We start from the raw sequence: 12,471 nt of genomic DNA on the forward strand, positions 1-12,471 counted from the left end.
CGGTCGGCCGGCTGCGGCCGGTGGTTGAGCAGCCGGTGGCGCACGGGGGCGGCAACAGCTTCCCGAGCGGGCACGCGCTGAACTCCCTGATCTGCTACGCCGCGCTGCTGCTGGTGTTCCTGCCCGCTCTGCGCCGCGGCTGGCGCCGCCCGGTGCTGGTCGCCACCGGCGCCGTCGTGGTGCTCATCGGCTTCAGCCTCCTGCGCGTGCTCCCGTCGAGGAATGACCGCGTGGCACCGGCGAGGGCGCCAACGACGCGCCCGCCCTCGCCGACGTCGGCATCGACACACTCATCGCCTGCGGCAAGGCCTGCACCGCCTGCTCCGACGCCTGCCTCAGCGAGGAGATGGTCGCCGGGCTCACCGCGTGCATCCGCACCAACCTGGACTGCGCCGACCTCTGCGCCCACCACCGCGCGGGTGCTTGTCGCGGCACGCAGGCTACGACGCCAACGTCAGCCGGGCGCTGCTGTCGGCGTGCGTCACCGCCTGCCAGGCCTGCGGCGACCAGTGCTCCCGCCACGCCGGCCGCGTCGATCACTGCCGCATCTGCGCAAGGCCTGCCGGGAGTGCTCGGCGGCGTGCCGGGGCCTGCTCGCCGCGATGGGGTGAGCGGCGATGGACCGGGCGAGCCGTTGCTGGCGCTGGAGCTGCTGACGATGATCCGGTACGTCAAGCAGCGCGGCGTACGGGTCGGCTGCGACTCCAACGCGACCTCGCCCACCGCCCACCGCCCGCGCCGCCGAGCTGGTCGACTCCGGCCTCGACGGGCTGCAGGTGTCGCTCGACGGCGCGGACGCCGCCACGTTCAAGGCGATCCACGCCGGCGCGTCGTTCGACACTGTGATCGACAACGTCGCCGGCCTGGCCGAGGCCAACGCGCGGCGGCCAGCAACACCCCGTGGATCCGCGCCCTGTTCGTCGCCATGCGCCGCAACGTCGCCCAGCTGCCGGACCTCGTGGCCCTGGTTGGCCGCACCGGCGGGTCCGAGCTGCGGGTGCGGAACCTATCGCACCCCCTCGCCGACACCTCCCCGGCCGGCGCGTACCTGGAGACCCGCGACTCGACTCGACGAACAGTCGTTCGCCGGGACCTGGGCCGGTCCGCGTACGGCGAGTTCCGCCGACGGCTGGCCGGCCACGACCCGCCCGACGTGTGCTGTGCGCTCTACCAGGGAGCCTTCTGAGGGCCGCCGCCCGCTTGCCCGTCAGTCCATGCCAGCGTGGCCGCGCGTCTCTTCCTCCTCGGCGTGCTCCGGGCCGCCGGCCGGGTCGTCAGCGAGGTCCGTTTCGTCGTGCTCGCCGGCGAAGTCGCCGGCGTCGGCCTCGGTGAAGTCGTTCGTCGAACGCGGTCTGCGCGGCGTCGTCATCATTTCCGGGCGACATGAGCACCGTGTAACCCCATCCGCCGGCGGCTACTCGTACGCCGCTCACCAGGCGGGGTGCCGGCGGCCCGTCAGGCGCTCGGCGGCAGTCACGCCGCGGCGCAGCAGCCGGCTCGCCCGGGTAGAGCCGCGGCGGGCCTCGATCCGGTCGCTGATCTTCCTCGCCCCGGCGATGGCCAGCGGCACGGCGATGGCGGCGACCGCCAATCGGGCGATCCTCTTCAGCAGCATGGTCACTCTCCCGTCTACGTCCGTCGTCACTGTCACGCTTCCCGTACCCGCTTCGCCGCCGGGCCAAGCGGCGCCACCATCGGCAACCGCGGCTCGTCGCGCGAGGTGACGCTGCGCGGTACTCCGTCATCGGGCCGAGGGACGCCGGCCAGGTCCACGGCCTGGCTCGTCCGATCGGGCCGACGACAGCGGCCGGACCCCCGGCTACTGTCGACGGCGGACGGTCACCGTGCCCGGATTCCGGCCGGGTCGAGGCTGCCATGACGCGATCGCGGCGATCTACACCACGCTCAGCAGAGCCACCGCCCGGCGGTTGCCACTCGCAACATGATCCAACGAGTTCGTTCTGGCGTCGGAGCAACCCGCGAGCCCGCTTCCGTACAACTGCGGGAGCGGGCTTGCACGGGATGGCCGGCTTATCGGTCGGAGCCTGCGATGTCGCCGCGCCACGCACCGGTGGCGTCGCTGCGCTGCTCGATGAACTCCTTGAACCGCCTGGTGTCCGCTTTACCTGCCGCTCGTCGACGCCAGCGGCGCTGCCGGCCTTCTCGGCGATACTCTCCGGCTCCCAGTCCAGCTGGACGGTGACGCGGGTGTCCTGCTCGCCGATGGGCCGGAAGCTGACGACCCCAGCGTGCTTGGTCTTGCCGCCGGTGCTCTGCCAAGCGATCCGCTCGTCGGGGTGCTGTTCGGTGATCTCGGCGTCGAACTCGCGGCGGACACCGCCGATCTGGGTCACCCAGTGCGTCCGCTCGGCAGCACCGGGATGTACCGCGGCGACGTCGCCGCTCTTGCGGATCTGCGGTCCGGCATGCGCTTGACCGCGATCTTGTTCACGTCTTCCAGCACAACGCCTTCACGCCCTACGCTCCTCGCAGCCGTGCCAGGCGGCGTACGCCAGCGGTACCGCGGTCAGCGACGGTCTGGTCGTGATTGGTGAGTCGGCCAGCAGCACGGTCGCGCTGCCTCCTTCCGCAGGGTCCGGCCGAGGGCAACGCCGGCCACCGCGCCGGCGGCGGCGATCACCGCAACGCCCAGCAAACTTCGGTGCATGGCGTGCTCCACCTTTCCGGTCTGGAGTCCCTGCCGATGGCTTCCGCCGCCTTGCAGCGCTCACCTCGCACACTTCGCGCCGCTACAGGAACTCCCGCTGGTACAGGTCGATGAGCTCGGCGTAGGCGCCGAGCGAATAGTAACCGGCTGCCGCGTCGGACTGTCCGTGACCCGGCAGGTCCGGCGCGATGACTCTGTATCCGATGGCGAGCGCGTCAACGACCTGGTGCCAGGTCCCCCGGCTGCCGCCAAGCCCATGGATGAGCAGCACCGGCGCGCCGACATCCGCGGTCGTGTAGGCGCACGGTGCCTGCAGCGGCCTGTTGCTGGCCGCGCGCCGGTACGATCCCCACAGCGGTAGTCGGGACTACGGTCACAGCGGTCAACGCCCTTCGGGTCGCCGCACCGACGGCACCTCGGCGTTGTCCACCCCGAGAAGCAGGCCGGGCGCGATACGCACGTATCGCCGACAGGCCGGTCCCGCGAAGGACAGTCATTGGTTGTAGGGGTGCGAAAGAACGCCCGCGGCGCTCCCCGCTGGAGCGCCCCGGAATGCTTGGGGCCACCGCAGGGGTCCAGACGGCGAGCGTGAGCCCGGCGGCAGGCCGGGCGACACGCGCGGCCGTGGTCGGAACTGGCCGGGCCATTGACACTACGCCGCTGCGACGCCAGCGCCAGAGACAAACCAGACCATCGCGGCGACGTTCGGCGCGTCGTCAGCTCGATCTGCCACCGCCGGGTATTGGCAGGTCGACGGGGGTGGCGTTTCCTCGGGTTGAAAAATGGGTACGACTTGCGCGCCGTCGAATCGGCGCGACCCCCGCTCCATCGACGTACACCGAAGGAGCAGCGAATGCCGTGGGTTAGAGGTCACTATGCCCGGTCATCGCGTACGAGCCGGCGCTCAGAACCAAGGTTGGCCCTCGTTGTGCTGGCCGTGATCGCCGTCATCCTGGTCGTCTGGTACGTCAGCACTCATTGACGCAGCCCCACTGCACGTTCCTACACGAACCCGACCTCGCCCCGGACCCTGGCGACACCGCACCGTTGACCGCAACGCGCTTGCCAGGAGCCCTACCGTGCGAACGTCCGAAGCGCAGGCTGCCGTCCGTCAGCCGGATCCGCGAGCCCTGACCGCGTCCTCCAAGCCGCAGCGCGGCAGCCAGTTCGCCGTGCTGTTGCGAGAGATCAAGAAGGCAGGCCTGCTCGATCGTCGTACCCGCTATTACGTCTGGACGATCGCGGGCACCGTGGCTCTGCTGGCCGGCGGCTGGACCGCGTTCGCGCTGATCGGCGACTCCTGGTGGCAACTGGCCGTCGCGGTGTTTCTCGCCGTCGCCTTCACCCAGGTCGGCTTCCTCGCCCACGACGCCGGGCACCGGCAGATCTTCACCTCGCGACGGGCCAACGACACCGCGGGAACCCTGCTCGCGGACCTGGCCGTCGGTATGGGTTACCGCTTCTGGGTCGACAACCACAACCGACACCACGCCCACCCCAACCAGGAAGGCAAGGACCCGGACATCGACCTCGGCGCCCTCGCCTTCACCACCGGCCAAGCCGCCGGGCGCGGCCGGTTCGCCCGGTTCGCCTACCGCTACCAGGCGTACTTCTTTTTCCCGCTGCTGCTGCTCACCGCCCTCGGCCTGCACGTGGACAGTGCCCGCTACCTCGCCACCCGTGCCGCGCCGCACCGCATCCAGGAGCGGGCGCTGTTCGCCGCCCACCTCGTCGGCTACGTCGCTGCAGTGTTCTGGGTGCTCTCGCCGGTCAAGGCAGTGGTGTTCATGGTGGTGCAGCAAGGCCTGCTCGGCCTGTACCTGGGCTGCTCGTTCGCCCCCAACCACAAGGGCATGCCCATCCTCGACGCCGACGACGACAGCGACTTCCTGCGCCGGCAGGTCCTGACCTCCCGCAACGTCCGCGGCAGCTGGCTGGTCGATCTCGCCCTCGGCGGGCTGAACTACCAGATCGAGCACCATCTGTTCCCCAACATGCCCCGGCCGAACCTGCGCCACGCCCAGCCGATCATCGAGCAGTTCTGCCAGCAACACTGCCTGCCCTACTGTCAGACCACCCTGACCGACTCGTACGCGCAGACACTGCGCCACCTGTACACCGCCGGCCGGAACCCGCAGCCCAGCCCACCATGAACCCGAGACCAGACCGCGCCAACGCCATCCATCCACCCCACCGGCGCCGCAATACACGTCCGGCGACCAGCCTTTCCCCAGGAGGCAGCAATGCGCATCACAGCGGCAGTTGTCGTCATTTGGTTGATCATCGGCGTGGTCGCGGCGGTCCAGCGTGGCTACTTCAATGATTCGAGCAGTAACTGCGCCAAGGCCAGCAGCACGGTGGTCACGATCGTGGCCGGCCCGCTCAACTACGTCGGCGTCAACCCGAAGATCAAGTGCGATGTGCCACAGCCGTCGAAGTAGTCGACGGTCCCGCGTCGAGCCTCGGCGGGCGTTGCCGCGTACCTGCCATCCCGCGCAGGACGAAACCCACCCGAACCAGCGCCGCGTCCTTGGGCATGGCATTGCGTGCACGCGCCGGAATTGATCAATGCCGAGCAGCGAAGGTCACCGCGGCCACGTCAACGAGAATGGTCTGAACCGGAACCCGGCGAATGCTGACTGCGGTGGTAAGCTGGCCGCCGGTCCGGGAGCTTCACCGCAAAAGCCTGCCCGATCATTGCAATGCTGACCGCATCGGCGCCCGCGCGGTTGCGAGGCGCCGGTCGCGCGACGATGGTGGCAGCATCGGTGCCGCGCGGCCGGTTCCGGCCGGCCTGTTGCGCGCGCCGGTGTGTGACTCTTGATAGTCGTCCTCGACGTTGACCGACCAGACGTCATGGGTGGTGCCGCGGAGGATGTTCTCGACGGCGAGCATGGCTGTGAGCATGGAGTGGTCCTGGTTGTTGTAGCGGTGCATGCCGTTGCGGCCGACCGGGTGGACGTTGACGGCCGCCCGGGCCAACCAGTCCCGGATGACCGCGAGGTTCCGCTCGTAGCGCCCGTCATAGACCGGGTAGGCCTTCGGTACCCGTACCACGTATCCGGCCTGCACCACGCCGGGCTCGATCAGGCGGAGCCGTTGGACTTCCGCGGTGGCCAGCGCGATGAGGTCGTCGTCGGGGCGCCGCCACAGCTCGTCGCCCTCGAAGACGAAGTATTCCAGGCCGAGGCAGGTGCGGCCGTCCTTGACCAGGTACGGCGACCAGGAGCCGAAGTTCTGAATCCGTCCGACTCGCACGTCCGGGTCGTGGACGTAGATCCAGTTGTCCGGGAAGGAGAACTGCTCGGGCACGACGAGTGCCACCGTCAGGAAGTCGCGGTGTCGAAGGTCCTCGGCGCAGGCCCGCACATGGTCGGGGGCCGGCGGATGCATGGCGAGCACCAACTCGGAGATCGGCATGGTGGACACGACGTCCGTGGCGGGCACGATGCTCTGCCCGTGCGGGCCGTCCACGGCAACCGCGACGGCGCGGTGCTGTTCCGGGTCTCGATGGACGGTGGTGACCCGGGTACTGGTCGACAGCCGCCCGCCGCGCTGCCGCACGCGTTCGGCGCAGCGCTCCCACATCATGCCGGGGCCGTATTTCGGATACTGGAACCGCTCGATGAGGCTGGTGGTGCGGAACCTGTTGCTGCGCGAGAACACGGCGTTGAGCACGGCCCGGGCCAGTGAGAGGTTCTTGATGCGCTGGGCGGCCCAGTCCGCCTGCAGCATCGTCGCCGGGATGCCCCAGACCTTCTCGGTATAGGTCTTGAAGAAGATCGAGTACAGGCGCCAGCCGAACCGGGCGGCGACCCAGCCCTCGAAGTGTGTCTGGTCGTGGGGCGGGCGGAGCCGGGCACTGACGTACGAGCCGACGCAGCGCACCGCCTCGGCCGCGCCGAGGTTGCGCAGCGCGTTCATGGCGCGCAACGGATAGTCGAACAGCCTCCCGCGGTACAGGATTCGGCTCATCCGTGGTCTCGTCAGGAAATCCTCGCCAGGCAGCAGTTCGTGCCACAGCATCTCGACCTGGGGCACCTTGGTGAAAAACCGGTGCCCGCCGATGTCGAACCGCCAGCCGTCGCGCTCGACGGTACGGCTGATGCCGCCTACGACGTCGTCGGCCTCGAGCACCTCGACCTCAGCGCCGTGCTTGAGCGCCTGGTAGGCGGCGGTCAGTCCGGCCGGTCCCGCCCCGATGACGACGATGCCCACGCGTGCCTCCCTCAAGTGCCCTTCGAGCTCCTTCTGGGGGCCTCTTTCGCGGACGACGGCCGGTAAACATCATTTGTTGTGTTCGGCGCCGGACCGGGTAGCGGTGACGTCGATGGGCGAGCGGTGCGCGCGGTGGGCGGCCCGCGTGCCGCCGCACTGGCGGTATGCGCTGTTGCTGTTTGCCCTGTCCCGGGCCGCGCTGAGCGTGCTGGGCGTCTTGGTGCTGCAGGCGTTCGGCAGCGTTCCTGGCCTGCCGTCTGCCGATGATGCGGTGATGCGACAGGACAAGGCGGCGATGTCGTCGCATGCCTGGTACTCGATGTGGTTTGCGTGGGACTCGTTCCTGTACCGCAAGCTGGCGGAGGTTCCCTGGGGCGGTTGGGAGCACTTCGGGTTTCCACTGCTGTACCCGGTGCTGGCCAAGGCGGTCGCCGTCCCGCTGGGCGGCAACACGGAGCTGGCGCTGCTGCTGGTCGGCAACGCCGCCTATGTCCTGCTGCTGGCCTATCTCTACCGGTGGTCGCTGCTCGTACTGAACGACGGCGACGACGAACACGACCACGAGTCAGCTCGCCGCAGCACCCGCTTCCTGGTGCTCATGCCTACCGCGTTCCTGTTCCATGCGGCGCTGACTGAGGCGCTGTTCGTGTGCCTCGCGGTCGCCGCGTTCTACCACGCCGAGCGCCGGCAGTGGCTGCTGGCCGGGGTCCTGGGGTACTTCCTGGCGCTGAGCCGGTCCGTCGGGTTCCTCGTCGTCGTGCCGCTGGCCGTGCTCCTGCTGCGCGAGCAGACGTACGGGTTCCGCCCGAAGGCGCTGGCCGCTTACGTCCGCGCGGGCTGGCCGCTGCTGCTGGTCCCGGCCGGCTGGCTGACGTTCATGGCGTACAGCCGCTGGCGCGTCGGCGACTGGTTCGCCTACCAGCATGAGCAGCGCCTCGGCTGGCATATCGAGATGCAGAGCCCGCTGCGCACCATCTGGCACGGCCTGACCGGCGCCGGGCCCCTGGACCGGACCCGGGTCTGCTTCGCCCTCGCCGTGGTGATCCTCGCTGTCGCCGGGGTGCGCCGGCTGCACCCGGCGTATGCCGTGTACACCGTTGTCCTGGTCCTGGCGTCGATGACCATCGGGGCGCCCGTGTACAAGAGCCTGCTGCGGTACCTGCTGGTCGCGTTCCCGCTCGCCGCGCTCTTTGCCGCATGGACCGCACGCCGGGGGGCCGAGACGGCGCTGGCCGTGCTCCTCGCGCTCGTGCAGGGCGTGCTGTTCGTGCTGTGGCTGGCCTACTGGACGCACACCATCATCTGAGAACCACGCGCGTCGGCCAGCAGCAGCATGCCCGGTCGTAGCCGCGCCGGCATCTTCATAACTACCCGGCATTGAGGCTGGCCGGCGCAGGGCGGCGGTGAGTCGCATCAGCTCGTCGGCGGCGTCTTCACTGTGTCCGGCCGTCCCGCACCTCACCAAGGATGTCCCAGCTACAGAGTCATCTTGTCGTGCTCAACACGAGGAACCGATTCGATTCTCTGCGGCTCGAGCCGCTTGCCGCTTGGGTGGGCCGCTTGCCGCTTGGGTGGAAGGCCCGGATCGCGGGGCGTTTGCTCCTGCGGGGGCGATGCGGCGATCACCTGCCGGCGTCCGTTCAACACGGTCTTCGACAGTCACCACCAACCGTCAGTATCAGGCGTCCGCGTCCCCTGAAGCCCTGTCGCGCGGTGAATACCGTCGTCCCTGCGGGTCTGATCCGGTTCGAGGGCGCTCGTCGTCGGTGCCGGCCTTTGCAGCACTCTGCCCGGTTCGTATGGTTTGCCTCGCTGCCGCCGCGGTATCAGGGCCTTCGGTCCGTTTTAAGGAGGACTCATGATACGTACCCGAATTGGCTTGGCGTTGAGTACAGCCGTAATCACCGCACTCGGTTTGCTGGGGATGCCGACGGTCGCGAGCGCCCAACCAAGCCCGACCGCGCCGGGCGGCGGTATGACCACCACGGAGCCCAGCTCAGGCCCGAGCGCTGGCGCGAACGACGGCATGCTCAGGGATGTGCTGCACGGCGAAGGCGTCGTGCAGACCAAGAACGGCCCGGTGAGAGTGGCCATCCAGAAGGGCACGATCACCTCGATCACCACGTCGTCTGTCGCCGTGAAGTCGTCCGACGGGTGGAGCCGGACGTGGACGTTGGGTAACAACGTCCGGGTCTACGAGCACCGCAATACCCTGCAGCCAAAGGCCCTGACGGCGGGCAGCGAGATCACGGTCGCAGGGACCGTCAGTGGTAACAACGGCGCGAGCGGTGGGACGTACACCGCCAAGGTGGTGCACCTGCATTCGCGCGCCGGCGCGCAGCCGTCGCCGTCAGAGACACAGTCGCCAGAAGGAACGCCGACGCCGGAAGGAACGTCGTCATAGTGCTTTAATCAGCGGCCGCCCGGTAGGAGGCCAGGTTCACGTGGTCCGTTGTGGGACCACGTGAACTGGTATGGCGGGGCAGGTGAGCCTGGTATGGCGGGGCTGCGTCCACGTTCGGCAAGTCGTGGACAGGACCGTTCCAGTCTGAGGCCGGTGTTGTTGCGGCGTCCGCACCGTTTGAAGATCACACCTGCGCTGGTCATGGCTGTGCTCTTCGCGTCACTGTGCTGGCATTCAGGGTGGTCGCGGTCAGCGCTGCTGAGCAGTCACCCGGTCGGGTGAGCGTTGACGCATGCGGCGCGGAGGGGCGCGATCAGCAGTCCCGGTCCTGCTGCGGCTGCTGCCTGTAGTTGGTGCGCTGCGTAGTCCGGTCGAAGAGGTGGGTGGCCATCGCGGCTACGGCTCTTCCTTGCCGTTGCCAGCCGCGCGGCGCTGGCCGACGGCGTCGGCGAGCTGCAGGCACATCTCCGGGCGGACGATGCCCGCCCCGGAATACGGTGTGGTCGCCGAGGACGACGGCGACGCAGCACAGCTCCTCCGGTCCGTCGACGAGCCGGATGCGCCGTCAATCGGCCGGGGCGTTCACATCGCGCAGTGGATGGCCGGCAGGATGTCGCAAGCGGGTGGAGCGAGTCATGCCTCTGGACGCCGGGCCGGGTTCGCCTCGTCCAGCGTTTCGGGTCGAGTCGCGGCGGATGGCCACGTGGTGCGGTAGCGTGGCCTATGTGCGGTTCTGACCAGATTCGGCGTTCGTCTAGGATCACTCCATTTTGCAGGTTAGATCCCTGTCATTCCTGCTGGCAGTTGCTGCGGTGTCGGTGGCCGCTGTCGTCGTCCTCGCCAGTTCAGGGCTGCTGAGCCCGTGGTGGTCGCTGTTTGTCTCCGGCGCCGGGCAGGTCTCCGTCGCGCTCGCCGCCACCCTCGCCTGCTGGATCACCGCCAGCCGACATACCGGCGGGCAGCGCTGGTGCCGGCTGTGGACGGGCGCCGCGACGTGCAGCTGGATGATCGGGCAGTTCATCTGGTCCTGGTACCAGCTGTTCCGCGGTGTCGCGCTGCCGTTCCCGTCGCTCGCGGACGCCGGATACCTGGGCCTGCCGGTGTTCGCGCTCGCGGCGATCATCTGCTACGCCGCCGACCGGCCCTCGCATGGCGTGCCGCGGCACCGCTCGGGACAGCTCGTGATGCTCCTCGACGGGCTCATTGTCGTGGGTGCGTTGTTCGTGCTCACCTGGGCCACCACGCTCGGCCCGGTAGTGCGAGCCGGCGCGGCCACCGCGTTCGCCTTCTCCATTGCGATCGCCTTCCCGGTCGCCAATTTGTTGCTGACCGTCATCGTCATTCTGCTCATAGCCACGGCCTCATCGGCGGCGAACCGGTTGCCGCTGATCATTCTCGGCGCCGGGCTGTTCTGCGTGGCGGTCTCGGACAGCGTCTTCGCGTACGAAGTGTCCGCTGGCGCGCCCAGCGTGCCGCTGCTGCTGAATGCGGGGTACCTCGCCGGGCTCGCGCTCGTCGCGATCGCCGCGCTGACCCCGACCCGGAAGACGCCGCGCTGGGAGGTTCGCCCGGACGCCCGCTGGGGCTACCTGTTGCTGCCTTACGTGCCGATCGCCGGTGTGGGCGTGCTGTTCATCGTGCAATGGGTCCGTGGCAGCCACTCGGACACCGTGCAGGTCGTCGTGGGGAGCGTGGTCATCGCATTGCTGATCATCCGCCAGGCGGTCACGCTAGTGCAGAGCGCCAACCTCGTCGCGTCGAGGGCGCGACTCGTGCTCGCCGCCGACCAGACCCGCCGGCAGCTTGAGCGCGACCTGCACGATGGCGTTCAGCAGCGACTCATCTCGCTCGCGCTGTCCATCCGCCGAGCCGAGGCGGACGTGCCGCCGGAGCTGACCCAGCTTCAGCAGCAGCTGTCCACCGTCGTGGCCGGGTTGACCGGCACGGTCGACGACGTGCGCGAGATCTCGCGGGGTGTGCACCCGGCGATCGTCACCGAGGGCGGCCTGCGAACCGCGCTCCGCGCCCTGGCCCGCCGGTCCGCCGTCCCGTTGGAACTCGACGTGCATGTGGACGGCCGGCAGCCGGAGCCGATCGAGGTCGCAGCGTACTACGTGGTGGCGGAGGCGCTGACAAACGCCACCAAGTACGCCCAGGCCACGCGCGTCCACGTCGGCGCGCAGGTCCGGGGTGGCTACCTGCACCTGTCGGTGCGCGACGACGGCATCGGTGGCGCGGACCCGAAGCGCGGCACAGGCCTCACCGGACTGACCGACCGCGTCGAAGCACTAGGTGGCACACTGACCTTCGACAGCCCGGCCGGCCAGGGCACGCGCCTGCAGGCCGATTTCCCGCTCGACCAACCCTGACCAGGCTGGGGAGCGTCAAGATGACGGCTGATCTTGGTTGTCGAAGTGGTTAGTGGTTGGACGGGGTGGGTGAGCCGTGCGGGTACCGGAAACCCAATCCACCCTGGTCATGGCACTTCGATCACCTATCGAGAACGTGCTGCGGCCGAAGTAACCAAGCGCACCTCGGATCAGCCACGGTAGCTGCGTAACGATGATCCGCTGTGCTGTCTCGACTGGCCTACCTCGGCGTGACCAACGCGCTCGCGCTGCTGCGGCTACTGCCTATGAGTGACCGGGACAAGGACACGGAATCTCGCTCTGCAGCACCAGATCACCATGCTCGAACGGCAACTGTGCGACGAGAAGGTCCGGTTCACCCAGGGCCCCGGCAAAGTCGTGATGCATGTCCGGCTTGTACGTCGTGCGCCCCGCCTCGTTCCCCACCATGCCGACGACCGCGACCTTGTCGTAGGTGCGTAGCCGGCCCTGCTCGTCGGCCCCGGACAGATCGGCGTCGAGCCGCTCCAGGACCACCTTGCACACAGACGCCGGCTGACCCATCCAGATCGGCGTGGCGATCACCAGGATCTGCGCGTCGAGGAGCTTGACACGGATGTGCGGCCAGGCGTCGCCGTCGTCGTCGGTGGACACGCCGAAGCGCACGTCGTGGTCGGCGACCCGGATCACTTCGCCGTCGACGTCGTGGTTGGTGAGGGCGGCCAGGACCTCCCGGCCCAGCCGTTCAGAGCTGGGCGGGGCGGGGGACTTCTTCAGGGAGCACACCAGCACGAGCGCCTGCAAGGTCGACATACTGACCCGAGTACCTGACC

12 protein-coding genes and 2 pseudogenes are annotated in these 12,471 nt (G+C 68.9%); 8 read left to right on the top strand and 6 right to left on the bottom strand.

Annotation, left to right across the window (positions count from 1 at the left end; translation table 11 throughout):
• Positions 1-292: 292 nt before the first annotated feature.
• The 3 genes and pseudogenes from ABD901_RS59570 to ABD901_RS55375 form a co-directional block, all read left to right on the top strand.
• Positions 293-373 (top strand): annotated as a pseudogene (locus tag ABD901_RS59570) (four-helix bundle copper-binding protein); the annotation flags it as partial.
• On the top strand, positions 367-846 hold the full coding sequence (locus ABD901_RS59575; protein ID WP_486303876.1) for a four-helix bundle copper-binding protein: 480 nt from the start codon (positions 367-369) through the stop codon (positions 844-846). The pseudogene ABD901_RS59570 and the gene ABD901_RS59575, both read left to right, overlap by 7 nt.
• 79 nt (positions 847-925) lie before the next feature.
• A complete protein-coding gene (locus ABD901_RS55375) occupies positions 926-1,186 on the top strand; it encodes a hypothetical protein (protein WP_345143765.1) in 261 nt (86 codons plus the stop codon).
• A gap of 21 nt (positions 1,187-1,207) precedes the next feature.
• Here ABD901_RS55375 and ABD901_RS55380 read toward each other — a convergent pair whose 3' ends face one another.
• The 4 genes and pseudogenes from ABD901_RS55380 to ABD901_RS55395 all read right to left on the bottom strand — a co-directional run bounded on the left by ABD901_RS55380 (position 1,208) and on the right by ABD901_RS55395 (position 2,939).
• On the bottom strand, positions 1,208-1,372 hold the full coding sequence (locus ABD901_RS55380; protein ID WP_345143768.1) for a hypothetical protein: 165 nt from the start codon (positions 1,370-1,372) through the stop codon (positions 1,208-1,210).
• Between the two features lie 57 nt (positions 1,373-1,429).
• Positions 1,430-1,615: a hypothetical protein gene (locus ABD901_RS55385; RefSeq protein WP_345143771.1), complete on the bottom strand. Its 186-nt coding sequence runs from the start codon at positions 1,613-1,615 to the stop codon at positions 1,430-1,432.
• 565 nt (positions 1,616-2,180) lie between these two features.
• Positions 2,181-2,354, bottom strand: a pseudogene (locus tag ABD901_RS55390) (SRPBCC family protein); the annotation flags it as partial.
• Between the two features lie 396 nt (positions 2,355-2,750).
• Positions 2,751-2,939, bottom strand: a complete 189-nt coding sequence (locus tag ABD901_RS55395; RefSeq protein ID WP_345143773.1) for an alpha/beta fold hydrolase — start codon at positions 2,937-2,939, stop codon at positions 2,751-2,753.
• A gap of 808 nt (positions 2,940-3,747) precedes the next feature.
• On the opposite strand from ABD901_RS55395, the gene ABD901_RS55400 reads away from it, so the two are divergent.
• A complete protein-coding gene (locus tag ABD901_RS55400; protein WP_345143776.1) occupies positions 3,748-4,821 on the top strand; it encodes a fatty acid desaturase family protein in 1,074 nt (357 codons plus the stop codon).
• A gap of 90 nt (positions 4,822-4,911) precedes the next feature.
• The gene (locus tag ABD901_RS55405) at positions 4,912-5,109 is read left to right on the top strand and encodes a hypothetical protein (RefSeq protein ID WP_345143778.1); all 198 of its coding nucleotides are present in this window, start codon (positions 4,912-4,914) and stop codon (positions 5,107-5,109) included.
• A 253-nt stretch (positions 5,110-5,362) separates the two neighbouring features.
• Here the strand turns inward: ABD901_RS55405 and ABD901_RS55410 are convergent, their stop codons facing one another.
• A complete protein-coding gene (locus ABD901_RS55410) occupies positions 5,363-6,886 on the bottom strand; it encodes an NAD(P)/FAD-dependent oxidoreductase (RefSeq protein ID WP_345143781.1) in 1,524 nt (507 codons plus the stop codon).
• Between the two features lie 112 nt (positions 6,887-6,998).
• Here ABD901_RS55410 and ABD901_RS55415 point away from each other — a divergent pair, with 112 nt between their 5' ends.
• The 3 genes from ABD901_RS55415 (at position 6,999) to ABD901_RS55425 (ending at position 11,659) form a co-directional block, all read left to right on the top strand.
• Positions 6,999-8,192, top strand: a complete 1,194-nt coding sequence (locus tag ABD901_RS55415) for a hypothetical protein (RefSeq protein ID WP_345143783.1) — start codon at positions 6,999-7,001, stop codon at positions 8,190-8,192.
• 552 nt (positions 8,193-8,744) lie between these two features.
• The gene (locus ABD901_RS55420; RefSeq protein ID WP_345143786.1) at positions 8,745-9,290 is read left to right on the top strand and encodes a hypothetical protein; all 546 of its coding nucleotides are present in this window, start codon (positions 8,745-8,747) and stop codon (positions 9,288-9,290) included.
• An 818-nt stretch (positions 9,291-10,108) separates the two neighbouring features.
• Positions 10,109-11,659 carry a sensor histidine kinase gene (locus ABD901_RS55425; protein WP_345143789.1) on the top strand — a complete coding sequence of 517 codons (1,551 nt, stop codon included), beginning with the start codon at positions 10,109-10,111 and terminating at the stop codon, positions 11,657-11,659.
• A 264-nt stretch (positions 11,660-11,923) separates the two neighbouring features.
• Here ABD901_RS55425 and ABD901_RS55430 read toward each other — a convergent pair whose 3' ends face one another.
• Complete coding sequence (locus ABD901_RS55430) at positions 11,924-12,451, bottom strand: flavodoxin family protein (protein ID WP_345143792.1); 528 nt, start codon at positions 12,449-12,451, stop codon at positions 11,924-11,926.
• Positions 12,452-12,471: the final 20 nt, after the last annotated feature.

It is taken from the genome of Dactylosporangium darangshiense (assembly GCF_039537565.1).
Classification (GTDB): Bacteria; Actinomycetota; Actinomycetes; order Mycobacteriales; family Micromonosporaceae; genus Dactylosporangium; species Dactylosporangium darangshiense.